Raw genomic sequence first — 18,484 nt, 5'->3', positions numbered from 1 at the left:
GTAATTGTGGTAGGAGTATTGTGGCCTGTGGGTTTGGTACAACGACCCACAGCCTATTAACACCAGCCTTAACCCTACTCTCCACTGTGTCAAGCACCTTATGCACAACGGTGCCTGTCCCGTAAAGGGTCTCAACCTCAACAACCAAACCATCAAGCCTAGAGCCGCAGTTAGGCTTGACATACACGTCGAACCTAACATTACCGAGTTGATACTCAGTCTCAACGCAATCTAAGGCCTTAAACCTAGCATCACCCTCCTCAATCCCCTTACTCCTAAATTCCTCGGTCAACTCCCTGATTAGGTAATTAACCATGGTTGCCTTGGTTAGGTAGTGGCTCATTGACTCGAGGCTGTGTTCATCACCCTCGGCGCTTGGCTTAACCTTAAGCCTAATGTCAAAGTCCCTTAACGCACCCTCAAGGGCCCTCCAGTAACCATCCTCAAGCCAAACAACAAACTCATCAAAACCACCAAACCCACTGTAATCCGCTATCGGCTTACTAACCCTACCCCACATTACACTAGCTAAAACAGCGTAGAATTCACGTGAGGATTTTGCGTCAAGCCCCTCAACAACAGGGTTAACCTCAATTGGGCTTGGCACCGTTGAGTGGTATTCGAGGGTGTCTTCACGAATAGCCTTAACCCACATGCTACCCATGAATTCACTTACATGTTCATCATCCCCGTAAATCACCACGAACCCGAAGCCCTGTGAGAACAACTCCCTAAGCCTATCCTTAACCCTCCTAAGCGTGTACTCCTCAGCCTTATCCCTCAGTAACTCACCCAAATTACCACTGACAAGGTCTATTACAAATAACCTACCACCGGCACCAACCTCAATAGGTATGAGCAATCTAAGATCCACAATATTACTAACATGCTTCGGATTCGGTAAACCACCAATAGAAACCCTGTAAACCTCCCTAAGAACCCTCTTAAGAAACTCAATGTAGCCAAAACCACCAATACGCCTAGCAACGATCACCAAAGCCCTATCAGGCACAACCCTACCAAGGCCAAACAACACCCTATCAATAACCTCCTCAACCTCGGCAATTTCCTTAATTGACAATTCACCAGCCTTCTCTTCATAGGGTGGCTTGCTTTCCGACTTAGCCGTTGTATTCGCCGTGGCATTGCCTAGGCTTGGTAGTTCATAGTTAATAATGCCTAGGGATACTTGCCTAAGCTGGGCAAAGGTTACTGAGGCGGTTCTGAATTCATAGGCGGCTCCCCGTGGAGTAATGTGGTTAATGATGTGGCTGTAATCACTGATCAATTGAAGGTTCACAATAGCTGGCTTACCAAACGAGACTACGACGGGTTTAATGGATGCCCCAATGATTGGTAACTTATCGATGAACTCATCATCAATAATAAACTTTACCCGCCTAGTAACGTTGAAGCCGACTTTAATAGGTGTTAACTGCGGCGCCTTTATAGGTGGGATGCGTGGCACCTCAGCATTAACACTTAGATTAATACCCCTAGGCCCCTCAAAGTTAACACTAACACCGATTAGCCTTGGAGTAGCGGTGGTAGTTATTTTAGGCCTTGATGAGTTAAGGTTCAGGCTGAGACTTGGGGGATTCGTAAAATCAACATCAACCCTAGTAAACCTAACCCTAAACTCCCCACCCTCACCAACACTGGTGCCAACGCTACTTGGCATTGCCTGTATCGATAATGAACCCAAGCCCCTAAAGCCACGTATTATGTAAAGCACGTAACCCTCAGGAAACTCCTCTTTAACGACCTCTACTTTCTCAGCCATAACAACCACCTAATGCAATACATACATCATGATACGGTCGGTCTTAGAAATCCATGCAACACCAAGGAACAGCAACTGTGAAAACACCTCCAAAAACCTTTCATACCTTATGTCTATAGTATCGCTCCATGTTTCCTTCCCCTTTTTCAACCTGAAATCGCAGGATTCATTAAATGACATAACATCGTATCTACCGTTGTCCATTAACCTTATGAGTCCTCCATGGGCTTCAAGACTTAATCGGTGTCCGCATTTTAATTTAACATCAGCGGCTATGATGTCGCTAGCATTACTGGCGAATTCATCTAAGTAACCACGGTATTTGCTAACATTAACATATTCCTTAAGTTCATCGTTTACGCGGTAACCCAGCTGGTTCAGTTCATAGGTTAATTCGTAGATACCCCATATGAGTCGGGTTAATAGGTCGCCGACGCTCCCATCCTCATGCCCAATTACCGCTAATTCATCATCCAGACTTGATATACCTAGGTTTGGATCCAGTATCTTCACTAGTCCAATCCCGTACTTACTCATTAAATTCCTGATGGGGTCGCTGAATAACTCGTCGCAGTACATGATTTTGAGGTATGGTTTTGGTGTTGAGCGTAGGGACTGTATGAAGAATGTGAATGGGTTATACAGCGGCAGTAGTTTAATGCCCTTGTTTAGGAAGTCCTCAAAAGCCTTAACCAAATCCCTATAATCATAATTCACGGGATTCGCTGATTCCAGCTCCGGTATTACCCTCCTTAACCTATTGTAAATGCCCCCCGCTAGCTTATTAATCTCACTTATAGTACCCAATGGTGGAGGTTCACTTGAGTAACTGCTTACCAGCATTCCCAGTCTTTCATCGCCAATCTTCTCCAAGCCTTTACGCCCTATGATCTGCACGAGCCTCGTTGTTTCACTTAAATCGCTATATATGTCCTTCCCTAACCCAACCCCAAGCACATACCTGTAGAAGTGCGCCGCTGAGCCAGGTGGAATGCAGCCCCTCTCTATCTTACCTTGCTCTACACACTCATCCTTTACACCCCCAAGCAGAATCCTCAATGCCAAGTCCCTCTTACTTTGATCCGCGAGCACCTGAGCCAAGTCTCCTGATAACTCACTTAGTAGAGCGCTCTTAGCGTTAAGTAACCCCTTAAGTGATGAGTAGAATTCGGCGAAGTCCTTTATGAAGAATTCCCTCCACCAATCCTCATTCCTGTAGTTTACTTCCGGTATCTTGGGTTGGCACTCAGCCATTCCAATCACCCGGTTACCTTATTCTTATACCCTTGCCCTTGTGGGCACTTGACTTTAAGCTCCCTATCATCAACGTCGATCCTGGCCCATATGCTGCTGACTGGTTTAGTGGATAGTACGTTGTCTAGGAATGGTATTAGGTCGCTCCTCAACTGGTTTATGAAAGCCTCCAGGAAATCCCCACTGTAATTCGTACTTACCACTGGTTTGTATAGGCTGGGCTTGTCTAGGCTCCACCACCTGTACAGTATCGACAATGCCTCCCTAACCACTGGTTTGCCTATCCCGTTGAAGGCCATTAGTATTGCCCCTAGTTTACCGTAGGGCCACGGTAACGTGAACCTGGGGTAAACTGGCTCAATCACAAGCCAGCGCATTGGTGAGTACCAGTCGATGTGGATGTGATCCCCGTGGTCTATTATGAATGGCCTAATCACGGTTACTAACGAGCCCTCCGAGGACTCCTCAACAAGCCTAAAAGCCACGTAGTTGCACAACCCCTCGTCACTAGGCTCATAGATGCTGCTGGGCATTGGATCCATACTGAACCTAACATTCTCAAGGGTGTGGTGGCAGAGTTCGTGAAGGAAGAGCACCTGCGGGTAGATTAACATAACCAGGTACTTGCCCTTACTAGGAGGCCTATTACTGCTGCTGTTGATTAGTTGCCTAGCCAGGTTACTCAAATCCCTCTCCATGTTAGGCCTAACGAAGTAGATACCCCACCCCCTATTCGAGTTAGTACTGTAGGGCACGTAGTAGGCTAGGACATCGTAGGCCACACCCTCACAGAAACCGCCGGCACTAAAGTCTACGTCAGACCTAGCCACATCCACGTTAGACTCCGGAACCCACTCGGCGCCCGGCTTGAGGTTTAACACCCGCCTCACCAGTTACCCTAGCGGTTACGTGTTGGATATTCCTTTAGTAGAACCAAAAGTAGAACTAGGCTACGTAGGATAGTTAACTTTATTAACAATGGTTGGTTTACTGGGATTGTGGGTAAGGGTAGGGGTACCTCACCTATTTACGTGCAGGAAGCTAGGGCTACAGCTAAGAGTGGTAGGGGTAGGAGTACATCACTGGTTGTTTTGGCTATTGTGTATGGGGCGATGCTTAACGGTGTGGATTGCGTTAGGTTCAGTGAGATTTTTAATGCTGTTGGGCGTGGTAGTAAGGGTTCCATCGGTAACACGCTTAATAGGATGGTTAAGGATGGGCTACTTGAGAGGGATGGTAGGGGTTGCTACAAGGTGACTGATAAGGGTATTGAGACCCTGCTTAGGGGTAATAGGAACGTTGTTGACCTCTTAAACACCATGTTGATGCTTTACGCTGACCGTCAGGACCCAGAGGACTTAATCCCAAGGATCAGTGGTATTGGTGACTGGATTAGTAAGGTGTCTGCTTTACTGGATTGCGCGGAGGTTATTGGTGCTGTTGCCAGGTTCAGTGGTAGGATTAACGTTGATGACTTGATTACTGCACTTGGTTTGAATAACAGTAGTGTTGTTGCTAAGGCTGGTGAGGTGGATTCTAAGGAGTGTTATGAGGCTTTGAGGAGCCAGAGTTGGAGCAACGTCTGGTGTTGGGATGAGGAGTACCATTACTTCAACTTCTTCGAACCACCAGGCTACAACGTGATCATTAAGCTGGGTAAGGATGGCGTCGATGCACTCTTCCTGTCGGCGTTGATATATGAGCAGTGCATTAATGAAGCCGAGGCTGCTGATGCAGTGCTGAGTAGGTATAGGGATGGGTTTGGTGAATCAGGTAGGTTCATCATGACTAGGCTACTTCTAACACACCTAATGGGGCACATGGCGATGGTCGACATGGTCGCCAGGTCTAGGCTTGGAGTGGGGTTAGTGGTGAGTGAGCTTCACATGTTAACTAAGGTTAAGGGTAAGCCGGTCATAATGCCAATCGTAATGAGTAGCCAAGGTATAGACCTAGGTAGCCTAATAATGAACACTGTGCTTAAGGGTACCTCACTAACCGTTAACTAGGCCTATTAACTCAATGTTGTCCTCAGTGATGGGTAGTTCGATTGCCCACTCACCGTTTAAGTAATCAACCCAAGCCTTGAAAACCCTGTAACCGCCACTATGCTTAACAATCGCCTCAACTGGTTTTGCCGGGTTGTCTGGTTTGAAGCCAAGGCCGTAGTAACCCATTGTACCCGTGCAGTCTAGGCTAATCAACCTAAGCTTCATGTATGCCTAATGGGCTTGGGGTATTTAGGGTGATGGGTTAAAATAAAAGGTCCTATGCTGAAGGGGTAAGCGTTAAAATGCTGAAGTGGACAGTAGGCAGTGCCTAGTACTATTGACATTACATTGCTCTTCAGGGAGCTCCTAGGTAGGTTATCCACCTCTAAGGTTAGCCTAAGCCCAGGTGGACCCTATGCTGGTGAGGATGACTCAGCATTCACAACGACCCTGAGTGGGGAGTTTAAGGTTACCGGTAGGGGTGGTTTGGGTTGCAGTGGCCTATTGAGGACCGTGGTTGTTGATGGTTCATCCAGGAGGCTTGGTTCACCGGGCTTCAGGGTCTTCCTAGCCGGTGTTGCCGTCTACGGGGGTGTTGGTGGTAGCCCCTTGATGCTATACCCAACGTTAAGTGGGCTTGAGGGTGGTGTCGGCTTCATGGGTGTTAAGGCGCCTATTGACGTGCTTAAGAGCATTGAGGGTGATGTGTCGTTGAGCAGGTTCGTTAGGGTTAGGTTCACCGGTGGTGGTTATTTTGATGAGGATGCTAATGAGGATGACATCAGTGATGACGTTAGGATGAGCCTTGAGGCGTGGGCCATAGGTGAATTAGCCAGGAGGCTCAACAGGGGCTATGCTGTTATCCTCGATGGGCCAATTTACCTAGGCGTTAGGGAGAAGGCTAACCTAGCCTTCAGTAGGATTACGGCTGTTAATGGGCTTGAGGGGGTTGGTGTGCCGGTTGTTGGTGTTGTTAAGAGGGTTGAGAACTCCAGGAAACTATGCAGTGGTGGGGTTATTGAGGAGCTTAACGTTGACGTAGACCCCAGGCACTGTAACGACCCAACCGTGGTTCAGGCCGTGGGTAGGAGGTTTAGTGGTGGTGTTGGTGATGTAGTCCTCATTGGGCCGTTTAGGCATGTCCACGGTAAGGCTGGTGGGTTAACAAGCTTCATGTTCCCTGAGAGGGTGTTTTGGTACGTCCACAGTGGCTTCGGCTCCAGGGTTTTTAGGGTTGAGGCGCTTGCATCAACCTACAACTCGTTTGGGGGTGAGGTTGATTGCCTCGTTAAGTGGCTTGCCTTGAGCATAGATGGTAATGGGCTACCCTACGTTATTGACATTGCCGATAGGTTTGCTAAGGGCATTACAAGGAGCCTATACCTACTGTTCTACGGAATGGCTAAGTCAGCTAACGTGGCGTTCACATACGACACGGAGCAGGAGGCGGCGTCAGTCATGAGGGAGGTGGCTAACCTGGGTGGTGCAGCGTGGGCATAGGGGTTGATGTAGGCGCCTCGGCTAGGGGTGTCTTGAAGGCTGTTGTTGAGAGGGGGCTTGGTGAACCCATTGGTAGGGTTTCCGCAGGCGACGTCATAATCGTCGGCTCTGAGGGTGCTAAGGTTCTCGTCGACGTACCCTTCAACGACTACGTTAGGCATGGCGTGGGTGTTAATGATTACCTTGGGATTGCCACGATTATACATGGGAGGCTTGTGCTTGGTAGGGTTGTTGAGGTTAGGAGGAGCCACGTAATGGGGCTTGTGGGCGCCTCACCAATACTTGAACCAACCGAGGACTACACAGGCCTTGCAACACCAGCAACAATACTCCTTGAACCATTGACCGAGTGCCCGCTTGAGGGTTTCGAGGACTGTGAACCCAACACTGTCCACACACCAATAGACCCATTGAGCATTGTCTTCAAGCCAAGCCCAACATTCCTAAGGAGGATGCTTCAACTACCGGGTGAGGGGGTGTTGATTGGTGAACTCTACTCTGGTGGTAGGGTTGTTGAGGGTGTTGATGTTAAGCTACCGACCCATGCACTCTACGAGCATGTTCTCGTGATTGGGACCACTGGTAGTGGTAAGACGGTGCTTTTGAAGAACATGGCACTCTCAATGCTGAACAACGTGAAGGGCTCGACGGTGCTGGCCCTAGACCTACAGGGCGACTACCCACACCTAGCCCTACCAAACCCAGTAAACGCAAAGCCACTATTCAAGCCAGTGGGCTCTTTAACCGTGATACAGCCCATCACCAGGGATTACCTTGAAGGTTACAGGGGGTTGATTGAGGGGGTGTTTGGGGTTGAGTACCTTGAGGATTACCTAGGTGAGGGGGGTGCGGAGTTGAGTGACGTTAAGGATGCTGAAACCCTGGCTAAGGCGTTAGGCTATGCACTACTCAGGCTTTTCATAAGGGACGTGTACGGTGATGCAGAGGTTGAGGGGTTTAATGCCTCAGTGGGTGGCGGTGGGTCTGAGGCTGTGCTGCACTGGGTTGAGGCAACCATTAAGGTTGGTGGTTCATCCTTCAGGCTTAGGCTGGTCCCATGGTCGCTTAGGTTTAGCGACGTGTACATTGAGTTGCCTAGGATATTCCCAGTATTCTCGGAGAGGGTTGGGGTGATTCTGCCCAGGGTTCTTGAGAACGCAATGAACTACATAAATCACGGCGTCAACTGCGCACAGCAGTTAAGCCAAAGGGGTAGTAGGTGCCCTGGGGAGCGGCCTCAAGCAAAGGTTCAGGCTAGGGCTGGGGGTGAGGGGACTGTTGAGCAGGGGGTGGTGGATCTTGACGCCCTTTTGCGTGAGCAGGCTTGTGTTGAGTTGGCTGCCGAGTGCCTTAGGTTGGCTTGGCAGCAGAGGGATAACATAGTGAGGGGCCTCCACATGCTAGGCAGGTTAGGCGTAATGGACGTTAAATTCACTGTTGGCGGTAAGTCCGTGCTCCTCGAGGAGCCCAACTACGGTGAACTGCTTAACGGAGGCTTGATCGTGCTTGACCTTAGGTTGTTTAGGGAGCAGCCAACGGCAGCATCAATAATCGTCTACAGGGTTTTATCAAGGGTTTTCGAGGTTAGGGATGTTGAGTTGAGGGGTGGTGGTGAGCCAAGGCCAACATTCATACTCATTGACGAGGCCCACAACTACTTCCCGCAACCTGAACGTGGAGTGGAGGACTTCAACAAGGATGTTGTTGAGGCTATGATAAACAAGCTGACTAGGCTTGGTAGGGTTAGGAGGATTGGAGTGGTCTTCGCAACCCACACACCAGACGACCTAAACAACCTAATACTACAATTAACAAACACGAAGATCGCCCTTAGGAGTGAGGGGCATGTGCTTGAGAGGGTTGGTTTAAGGGAGTACTCCAGTGAGGTAACCTACGCACAGGACGGCGTGGCGGTGGTTAAGAGCTACGTCTTCAGGACGCATTCAGTAACGGCAAGGGCAATACCACCACAGACAATGCACAGGAGCCATAAGTAACTTTGCTTAGGGGTATTGTTTTAAGGGGGTTTATTTAAGGGTTTGTATGGGTGCTGGTGAGTTTAAGCCGTGTAGGGCTGCGTGTGACTTCTGCGAGTCAAACCTGAGGTTTATATCTGGTAATAGGCCTGGCCTCCTCAAGGATCTTAGTGACTTAATTGGTGATGCCTATGATTTAATGCCAGCCACCCTTAACCCTAACTCACTCTTCACGTTCGCACTGATGAACCTAGTACAGCCACTCGCCAACTACATACCGCACTCGGTGCTTGAGTGCGCACCATACTCCACCCTATCCTCAATGAGGCTCATCATAGAGTCCCTGGCGGTCGGCCTCTACGCCGATAGGTGGTTCGGCAATGCTTGGCTTGGGGAGAGATTGAGTTTGGCTAGGGGCTTTGAGTTGGGTAGGTTTAGGAGGTGTGGAGAGGGTAGGGGTGAGGATTATGCGCTCTGCAGCCAATACGAGAACTTGAGTAATGAGGTTAATGAGGCATTGGATTGGTCGAGGAGTTGGTTAGGCAGTATCCTCGGTACTAGTACTGAGCCCATGGACTTCATATATGAAACCTACAATTCACTATCAAAACCCATCCACGCCGTGGCGATGATTAATGGAGGGGGTGTGCTTGGGGCCTTGGGAATTGCCGTGTTTGATTACATGCGTTCAAAAATCGACATCCCACCAATGCGGACAGTCATGATGCCGGCTGAGTGCGAGGAGGACGACCTAGTAATACTCGACGCAATTCACTGGGACTTATTACTCGCTAGGTTATCCATGAACATGCTAATCTACGCATGGGGAGTAGTAGCAAAAGGCATGAGCAATGGGGAGCTTGAGAAGGCTAAGGCGAAGATTGAAGAGGCATTAAAGAGAATAGAGGAAGTGCATAAGGAACTGGAGAATAGGTATAGAAACAAGACTGAGACCAATCACTAAGTGGCTCACACTGCTCCCAGCTAACCACCCCCTAGAGGGTTAAGGAGGTTAGAGACACCTTAGCAAAATACAGGGATGAGGTGAGGGAGTTATCGACGCTAAGGGATTAAGGGGAATGTGGGGCTCATCGTAACCGAAACACCTAAATTAACGGCAACAGTACTACGTATTAATGCCTAGGTGCCCTTACTGTGGCTCGGAGGACTTAACACCAATTAAGACTTGGAGGTTCAGATTCTATGAGGTGACGAGGTATAAGTGCAACAAATGTGGTGGAATATTCCAACACTACAGGAACACCACGGGTAGGGGCAAGCCTGAATTCTACATCAGGATTAAGCCTAAGCCTTCCTCAACTCGTTGATTGTTGTTCATAGTTTTTAATGTGGGCATTGTACTTGTATTCAAGTCCTCTGACTGTTTCAAGAATCCACATTCTTTGAAATTCCTCGAAGGTTACGCAGTTTACTTCACTTAGATTCCCCTCACTAATGTACACTATGCACACGATGTGCCTATCTGGGAACCTTGATGCCCAATCAATCTCATTAGCCGTGAATGAGACTACCTCGTCATATCTACGACTCCAATTTTCCTGCGGAACCCACCTACCCTTCACCTCAACGGTGTATAACCTACCATTCCTGGAGACAACCATATCAAAAGGCCTAGGAACACTCCTATAACCCTCAATCATTTTATAACCCATACTGAGTAGATACTCCTTAGCATACTCGGCAGCCATCAGCTCAGTCCTCTGCCTTGAGCGACTGGACTTAACCTCCCTCATGACCATATCCTCGAAATCCCCCAAGTACTTCGCTGAGGTCTGCACACCCCCCTTAACCCTAGCCCTGGCAATACTAACTATCTTATACCCTGGCTCACCTATCGTTAAGTACTGCTGCAGCTTTTCAAGGTAGTTCTTTAGATCTAGCCACAACTCCGTATGAACCTTCTTCTCAATCTCGCTTCTCTCATCCTCCCTAACCTCACCGCTATCGTTCTTCACATCATCCCAATTAACCTCAACCTCTCTAACCAAAGCCTCCCTAACCTCCCTACTCTTACTCAACGGCGTTGGTAAGCGAATCAAAAGTCTCTCCCTATACGCCTCCACTTCCCTATTAGTTTCCCTGTCCCTCACTAGGTATACTAAGTCAACGATGTAATAGCCACCGCCTGGCTCAACATCAGCACTTGGTGGGTAGCCTAGCTTAATCCTTAATCCCCTATCGACATCCTGCTTGGGCTTCCACCTAATCTTCTCCCTCTCCCTCAATATAGCCTCAATTTTTCTACGTAACTCATCCAAGCGAGCGCTTAATAAGGCACCATACACCTCATTCTCCCTTAGGAACACTGAGGAGCCGATCTCCATTATCTTGTATACCCCCTCCCCAACCTCGTAAATCTCGAACTCGCCGTAGCTTTGGGGAGGCAATGCCCTAAGTGATATCTCATACAATTTCTCCAGAAGGTCTAGGTACATCGTGTACTCATCACGTTCAAGCGCGGTCTTAAGCACCATATCGATAACCAAGACTGAATCAGCCTTTTGACCAAACCTCCAAATCCTCCCAACCCTCTGAACATGCTTAGTAGGGCTCCAAACAACCTCATAATTAACAACAACGTTAAACGTCTGCAGGTTAACACCCTCAGACATTATGTCCGTGGATATGAATACCGCCGTCTTAGATGACTCAGCGAGGTTTGAGGCAACGGCACCAACATCAATCTTCTCCCTAGCCCTAGACGTGGCATACATGATGCCGAAATCACCACAGTCAGCCCTAGCATAGCCATCGGATGATTCAATAAGCCTACAATTACCCAACTCACCCATGAGCCTTTGGAATAGGTACTCCGCAGTGGTTGCGTATTCAGTAAAGATAAGGACCTTCCTGCCAACTAACCTATCAGTCAGTAGCCTCTTAAGTGCATCAAACTTCCTATCTGCAGCACTGGAGTATTGGCTGGCTAAGTCCATTAAATCCCTCCAACCAGCCACACCACTTAGGCAGGAGTCCAACTCACCCTCCTCAAGCTCCTCCTCCCCACACCCACCCCTGGCAACAACCCTCCTAAGGGTTGTGAGGAAGGATAATGGGCTTGACATGGCCCTCTTCTCAACAACTACACGGACAATATCCTCAATGTTAGTCCTCTCAAGTAGGTTAAGGATCTCGTAGAGTGCGTGTGACTCCTCTCTAGTAGCCTTCACCTGCACAATCCAGTAGTTTAACCTTGGGAATATTCTCCTACCCTCATACTCCTCCACATCCCTCTTCTCCCTCCTAATAACAACATTATCAACGAGTGATGTGAGGAACCTATAATCATTCTCATTACCAGTGTGTGGTGTTGCGGTTAATAGAATGCAGCCGTTAGCCCTATTGCATAGGTATACAAGCCTCTCCCTCTCCCTACCCAACCTAATCTTATGAGCCTCATCAATTATGACCAAATCCCATTGCATCTTCTGTAGTGAATTCATGTAATCAACCATCTTAGCCCTATCAAGCGTGACCAGGTAGACTCGATAACCCAGTGGGTAGTCTGGCGATTCAATTAGGTAATGCTGTATCTCAAATTTGTCCAATTCATCAGACCATTGATTAAGTACTGAGCGGGGAACGATTATTAGGACATTATTAACCCTATTCAACTCCATCAAGACCTTAACGAGCAGTAAGGCCTGTATCGTCTTACCAAGACCAACATCGTCAGCGAGCAAAAACCTAGGCCTTGGAAGCCACAGCACATCCGACACAAGATCTAACTGATGCTTATACAGGTCCTTACCAGCAAGCCTCAATATGTCTATTAATGAAACCATAACTGCCTCATTGAAACACTAGTCCCCAATTATATATGCATTCCCCTCAATACAGTATATGCTGATTATTTTTATTCTTCACATATTACCGTGAACTCCAGGTTCCAGCCCTTAAACTTCTGAGCCATATCATCATCCACAACAATGGGTTCAAGGAACTCAAACACTGCCTCCACAGTAGGGGTTATATCCGTCAGTGCCATTAATAGACGTAAGACATTATTATAAGACGTATCTTTCACCCTAAAGTTTGCGTTCAGCTTAATCTCGTTCTCACCAACCTTCTGCTCAGTACTTACCCTAAGGGTTAGGCTGAGCTTACGCTGACCCCACAAATACTTTAATAAATTCGTCGTATCATTAGCCTTCAACACCTTAATCCTCTTAACAACATCACCTAGAGAAACATCGTATTTAATGCACTCCCTCCTCCTACCCTTTACGTAAATTGTTACAGTCCTTTGATCCCTAATCCCACTCTTAAAGACTGCCTCAATACTGAGTGCATGCTCACCAGGCTCTTTAGGCACCTCAACCTCAAAGCGGTAGTTAACGCCTGGCGAGGGTGCCTTATTCATAGTACCGTTAATGCCGTAAATCAACTCACCCATCTCCTCACTCGCAATAACCTCAACATTTACCTTAGTACCCGGAAGTCTCTCAATGAAGAGTTGCTCAACTCCATCAACTAAGACCTTAATAGAAGCCTTAACGATCCTCCTCTCGAAACAGCCCTCCGTGAAGTAGGGCCAGTCACCCTTCTTCGTTAATGCGTCATCGATGCTGACCTCGACCTCCTCACCACTGGGTCTCCTATACTTAATATAATACCTTGTAGAGTTACCCTCCATCTCATGAAGCTTCTCAAGGAACTGCCTAACGGGCCAGTCAATGAATTCCGTACCAATGATTATGGGCGCAACCCCACTATTCTCATCCAAACTCAGCGTTTCACCCTTACCGGAGCACTCCGGTATCCAAACTAACTCATTATTTATCCTGAAGACGCACCTATAGCCCTTACAGTAATCCTTAATGGAACTTAAGAACTCATCAAAACTTATTGGCGCGGATGGTAACTCGGAATTGTTAAGGTATATGTTCCATAAATCATCTATAATTTCGAAGTTACCGCGCTTTATTGAACTCTTGACTAAATCGAAGTTGAAAACTCTTTCTGCAAGCGTATTCACGACCTCACCCTTCCTCTTACTAATCTCGACCAAAGCACTATCAAGCTTATCGAATGATTGCTCCTTAAATCCAATCACCGCCTTACTAAGCCACGTATTTACCGCCTTCCTAAGTGTGGCTAGAGCCACAGACTTTCTATCATTAAGTCGATTTCTTAAGTATCCCTCGATCTCCCTCTTAAGACTCTCATTCTCTATCTTAAATAGATCGGGAAAGTAGTCCAAAAGCCTATTACTTACCTCATCGATAGCCTTTATTATCCTGCCAAGGTCAACAACGGCACTTTTAATACCATTCTTCTCCCTGGCCTCCATTCCATAACCCTTAAGAAGCCCAACAGCCTCCGATGGCACCTCTACCTCATCGTTGGGCAACATAACCACTAAATTGTTTCTTTTCACCTTGATGCCAAACTCGCGTATATCCACTGCAAGTATCGACTCCTTACTGTTACTTAACTTTTCCTGCCAAGAGTCTTTATCGGCAATTATAACAACCTTATCCAGCGACCTAGGGTTTACACCCGAGATGAGAACTCTAGAGAAGGCGCCCAATCTATCCTTAATTATATTTACCAATTCGTTAACAGCAATATTTAAACCATCAATGTCTGAGTAGGTAACGGCTGCTTTATATACGGCTTGTGTTTCATCACTAAGGAACCAATATATGTACTTATCCTTGTCAATCTTCGTAACATGAGTATCCTTACTAACTTCATTAAGTGCCTCTCTAAGGACAACGGTACTCGTATCTAAATCATTATAACTACCCACGAGTAAGTCCTGCTCCGATGGGTATAGCCCTATTATTGGCATGAGTCTCAGGTAATATGTCATGAGTAATACATACCTAAGCATTGAAAGCGCCGCTTTATATGTTGAATGACTTAAGTTTCTACTTTTAATATTCTCCACATCACTCTTATAAAACTGAAGGAGTGATGTCCAAATGGCTGCTTCATCACCACCCGGTATCAATAATTCATTCGGCTCCGGAAGGTGTGCGAAGGTTATCAACTCCCCTCTATTCGTGTTTAGGTAAGCGCGTGCAAGTATCCTAAGGAGCTCTCTCGTTAACTGTATCCTCGTCCTTTTAACCAGTGACTCATTAGCAAGCATTAGGAGGATATCAAGGAGTTTCGGGTTAACAGGGTACGTTTGCTTAAACTTATCATTAAGGCGTTTATATTCCTCATCGCTGACCAAGCCCTTCAAGGGGACTAAATCAACATCCTTAATGGCTATTCCACCCCACCTCCTGAGTATGGCTGTGATTTCACTGACCGTATCTAACGAAATTCTTATTGGTTCCTTCCCCCTCCCAGTGACCCATGTCGACTTACGGGTTCCCAGCTCAGGTTCCTCAGTCGCAAATAGCGAGTAGGACACGAACAAGAACACTCCCGGTATTTCATGAACAACCTCAGCCAAGGTCTGAATCCAAGCAACGAAATCGTCTTTCTCATCAATCTCGAAGAATTGCGTCTCGTCAAAAATAATGACCAACGGCACATTATTCCTAACAATACTCCTTAAGTCATCCTTAATTTTCGTCTCCCTAAGCCTTCTCTCGAAATCTCCCAACCTCTGCCTACCCTTAAAAACGGCAACATTGGGGACCTTGCTTATCGATGGTATTTTGATGTCGATACCGTACTTCGACAACTCCCTACTAACGCAATCCCCAACACCATTACACCGCCTATAGAGGGCTAGGAGGTGTAGTATGAATGCTAGGAAGTGCGATTTACCAGCACCCATCAGGGCAGGCATTAGGTAAACCTCACTCTCGCCCCTACTTAGTTTCGCCAGGAAACCCTCTATGTACTGCCTAAAGGCTGGGGTTACGTGCGTGATGGAGAAGAATGATTGCGGATCACAGTATATTTCGTACACTTCCTCGGGCTTCTCGTTTAGGAATAATGCCCTATACACCTCGTATATGTCTATGGCAGAGCTCACCTTCCCCTCGGCGAGTAACTTTAGGTTCACGGCACTCATTGCCACCACTCCATACCAAGAACCAGCCTTGAAAGCCTTACGTCAGCATCATCCTCATCAAGCAAGCCCGACTTAGAAAGCTCAATCAAGGCTCTAGCCAGGTTAAGGGCCTCCTCCCTAACCTCAGGAGTGCACTTAATCGCTGACCTAATTAGGGCATTAAGCTGGAGCTGCCTAAGGCAATCAAGTACGGCAGACTTCCCACGCTGTAGTGAGTAAACCCTCTTAACCTCATCCACAGTGTCACTACGCGGCGCCAGTACCTCAAATGTTTTGCGCTTAGCCACATTAGGCCCGCCAGTCTCAACCTCCGTAATCAAGCCAAGCCCAATCAAGTCCTTATGCTCCAGCCCAACAGCCTTCTCTACGTATGACAACGTATCACTATCCACACGACCACTCTCACTCTCCATAATCCTAAGAGCCAGATAGGCATGCGCACCCCTATCAGTCAACTTAATACCAGAACTCCTCAGCAACGCCTCAAACGCAAGCACAACAGCCTGCCTCATCAAACCATCAGAACCAAGCTCCACACCACCAAGCCGCACCGGGTAATGAGTCGTCAAGTACTCCAGGGCAGCCAAGTAGGAGTAAACCCACGCCGCCACACCACCCTTCCTACCCCGCAAAGCCTTAAGCCTAGCCTCAAGCCTCGAAGAAACCTCCTTAAACGCCTCCTCCCTCGCCACATCCAAATCAAGCGGCCTCTCCCCAACCCGCCTCCTCCATGCCGAGACATAACCACCGAGAACCGAGGCCTTACCCCTAGCAACAACACTCTCCTCACTCTCAGTCTCAACTGGATAGGCGGCGACAAGCTCAAGCCTATTCTTACGCCACAAAGCATCAACCAACGCAGCCCAAGCCTCAGGCTTCTTAGCAACGTAGTACACAACAAGTAACCCATCCTCCTTGAGGAAACGCAGAACATTAGCAAAAGCTCTAGTTAACAACTCAGCAAACGTGACCTTCACCTCAAAGTACCCCCACCGACCCTCATTCTCACTCACCTCCTTAGGCGCAAACCTCTGCCACTGAGTTGGTATCTCCAAGCCAAACTCGTCGAAGAATGCCTCAGGCAGGAAGCGCGGTTTTAACTCATTATTTTCCACATCACTGAGAGCCCTCTTAAGCCAGACATAGTAGAAATCACTAAGCTCTGAATACGGCACATCATCAGCATAAGGCGGATCGGTCACTATCACATCAAACTTCTCACCCTTAAGTTTGGAAAGTTCAGAAGCATCATCTAAAATTATATTTACGGAACCCGTAGCATTAGAAAGGTAGTTAATTGAATCAAGTTGAACCTGGATGTTTCTCCAGTATGAACCAGTCCAGCTAATATCAGGTCGTTGATCATACCAATTCCACATCATTGCAATACCTCTCATACTCATAGTATGGGCCATTATAAGTGACAGATTCCACACATTATTTGTAGAATTATAATTAGCATATTTTATCAACGCCATAGCTAAATACGTTGTTACTGCTTCTGCGTATTTTTTCGCGTCTTCAGCGTTCCAACTCTCCTTTAGTTTCTCCTCCTCAACTGCATGCCCTGTCTGTCTAATTAATTTGACTAGCTTTGTTAGGGTGAGGAGTTGGCGTGGGTTAAAGAGTTTATAGAATTTATCGAAACCCCATAGTGTAATCCTAAGAGCACCTGCAGTTCCCATCTGATATGGTGCAAACATTTCCGTAGGCATATTTGGATCCCCCCACATTTTCCTTAGCTCCTCAGTGGCTTTCCATAGTTTCTCCGTGTCTTGTTGTGTTGCTGGTTTGAATTGTAGGTCTCCATCCTTGACGTAAATCTTAACTAGTAGCGTGGGCCTTGCTGGTGATTGCTTCAACTCCTCAAGTGTTATTTCACCCCTTAGGTACTTCTCGTAATTCTCATTCCACTGCCTGAGTGCCCACTTCACGTACCAATCACCATCCTTCTTATTGCCCTTAACCACCTTACCGTTTACTACGCGGTGGTTTATCTCAGCCCTGCAGTATAGGCACTGGGCGGTCTCGCGCCTTGCATCCACATTCTTTATTGGCACAACGAGCTTCTGATTCGCCCACCTCACGGAACCACCCTCCTCACCTCTTGTTGTCACCTCGGCACTTAGGTTATCGCAATTCCCCAGCCTCTGCTGTCTGCATTGTTCGTTTAGGTCCACCACCTTGATTTCACCGTTTTGCCACTCCATCCAGGCAAGCCTCTCATAGCCCCTATTGCCACTCTTCACCCTCGCCAACCACCAATTACCAACCAATGGCGTGTACCTGCCGCACACCGGGCACTTGACCTCCCATGTACCAATGTATATGTCGGCGTCGTAAAGCCCCCTAATCACTGGATCCTCCCTGAGCCTGTTGATTACCCATGAGCCCCACTTGGCAACATCATAAATGAGTATAGGCACCTTGTACCTACCAGAATCACTCACCTCCTTCTTACCGTTGAATTGCTTGGCAGCATCCTCAAGTCCCAATTCCTTTATGGTCTTCCCATCAACCTCTATGAACTTGTCCCTAAAGAGCCTTGGGTATTCTAGTATTGCCTTTAGGAATACGTAGGCTGTTGGCAGTAGCTCAACGGCAACAGCATCAACACCAAGCCTAGACGCCTCAAGCGGTATTGAACCAAAGCCGGCAAATGGGTCAAGCAGCCTCTTTCCCTTGAGCTTCTCGATTAGGCGTTGTGATGGGTTGCAACTATGCGCAGTCTTCTTCTCATGCCTACATGGGAATAGGTCGCTTAGGAACTGCTCCATGTTTTGGTAAGCATTATCAGGTAGGAGTGATGCGGCTATTACGGCTCTGGCGCCGGCAAGTGGCTTCCTAGTCCACCAGAAAACCATCTCCCAATGAGGTGGCCTACCAGGACCCTTCTCAACACTCGAATACTCATTAACCTTATCAATGGGTATGCCACGCTCTAAAAGAGACACCACAACAGTTAAACAGCATACAC

General features: G+C 47.6%; 12 protein-coding genes. 5 read left to right on the top strand and 7 right to left on the bottom strand.

All coding sequences use genetic code 11. From position 1 onward, the window contains the following. The 3 genes from AAX04_RS05580 to AAX04_RS05570 form a co-directional block, all read right to left on the bottom strand. On the bottom strand, positions 1 to 1,783 hold a 1,783-nt coding region (locus AAX04_RS05580), incomplete at its 3' end, for a hypothetical protein (protein WP_156519719.1). Between the two features lie 9 nt (positions 1,784 to 1,792). After that, positions 1,793 to 3,037: a hypothetical protein gene (locus AAX04_RS05575; RefSeq protein WP_066795282.1), complete on the bottom strand. Its 1,245-nt coding sequence runs from the start codon at positions 3,035 to 3,037 to the stop codon at positions 1,793 to 1,795. 5 nt (positions 3,038 to 3,042) lie between these two features. Further along, positions 3,043 to 3,918, bottom strand: coding sequence for a hypothetical protein (locus AAX04_RS05570; protein WP_156519718.1), 876 nt, complete (start codon positions 3,916 to 3,918; stop codon positions 3,043 to 3,045). A 117-nt stretch (positions 3,919 to 4,035) separates the two neighbouring features. Between AAX04_RS05570 and AAX04_RS05565 the strand changes: the two genes are divergently transcribed. Beyond that, positions 4,036 to 5,046 carry a hypothetical protein gene (locus AAX04_RS05565; protein ID WP_066795277.1) on the top strand — a complete coding sequence of 337 codons (1,011 nt, stop codon included), beginning with the start codon at positions 4,036 to 4,038 and terminating at the stop codon, positions 5,044 to 5,046. On the opposite strand, the gene AAX04_RS05560 is transcribed toward AAX04_RS05565, so the two are convergent. Beyond that, entirely contained in the window at positions 5,032 to 5,253 is a 222-nt protein-coding gene (locus AAX04_RS05560) for a hypothetical protein (RefSeq protein WP_066795275.1), read from the bottom strand. The genes AAX04_RS05565 and AAX04_RS05560 overlap by 15 nt on opposite strands. 99 nt (positions 5,254 to 5,352) lie before the next feature. Between AAX04_RS05560 and AAX04_RS05555 the strand changes: the two genes are divergently transcribed. From AAX04_RS05555 to AAX04_RS05540, 4 genes are all read left to right on the top strand, one after another. Continuing rightward, entirely contained in the window at positions 5,353 to 6,528 is a 1,176-nt protein-coding gene (locus AAX04_RS05555) for a DNA double-strand break repair nuclease NurA (protein WP_066795273.1), read from the top strand. Next, positions 6,519 to 8,525 (top strand): ATP-binding protein, encoded by a 2,007-nt coding sequence (locus AAX04_RS05550; RefSeq protein ID WP_066795271.1) that lies wholly within the window; start codon positions 6,519 to 6,521, stop codon positions 8,523 to 8,525. The genes AAX04_RS05555 and AAX04_RS05550 overlap by 10 nt, the downstream gene beginning before the upstream one ends. Positions 8,526 to 8,571: 46 nt before the next feature. Then, entirely contained in the window at positions 8,572 to 9,468 is an 897-nt protein-coding gene (locus AAX04_RS05545; RefSeq protein WP_066795268.1) for a hypothetical protein, read from the top strand. 172 nt (positions 9,469 to 9,640) lie between these two features. Next, entirely contained in the window at positions 9,641 to 9,832 is a 192-nt protein-coding gene (locus AAX04_RS05540; RefSeq protein WP_066795265.1) for a transposase, read from the top strand. On the opposite strand, the gene AAX04_RS05535 is transcribed toward AAX04_RS05540, so the two are convergent. The 3 genes from AAX04_RS05535 to AAX04_RS05525 all read right to left on the bottom strand — a co-directional run bounded on the left by AAX04_RS05535 (position 9,821) and on the right by AAX04_RS05525 (position 18,461). Then, positions 9,821 to 12,310, bottom strand: a complete 2,490-nt coding sequence (locus AAX04_RS05535; RefSeq protein ID WP_066795262.1) for an SNF2-related protein — start codon at positions 12,308 to 12,310, stop codon at positions 9,821 to 9,823. The genes AAX04_RS05540 and AAX04_RS05535 overlap by 12 nt on opposite strands. A 71-nt stretch (positions 12,311 to 12,381) precedes the next feature. Beyond that, complete coding sequence (locus tag AAX04_RS05530) at positions 12,382 to 15,513, bottom strand: hypothetical protein (RefSeq protein WP_084761214.1); 3,132 nt, start codon at positions 15,511 to 15,513, stop codon at positions 12,382 to 12,384. Next, positions 15,504 to 18,461: a DUF1156 domain-containing protein gene (locus AAX04_RS05525; RefSeq protein ID WP_238377812.1), complete on the bottom strand. Its 2,958-nt coding sequence runs from the start codon at positions 18,459 to 18,461 to the stop codon at positions 15,504 to 15,506. The genes AAX04_RS05530 and AAX04_RS05525 overlap by 10 nt, the downstream gene beginning before the upstream one ends. Positions 18,462 to 18,484 lie beyond the last annotated feature (23 nt).

This window comes from Caldivirga sp. MU80 (genome assembly GCF_001663375.1).
Taxonomy (GTDB): Archaea; Thermoproteota; Thermoprotei; order Thermoproteales; family Thermocladiaceae; genus Caldivirga.
Note: the sequence above shows the minus strand (reverse complement) of the source record. Positions and strands in the feature narration are given on the sequence as shown.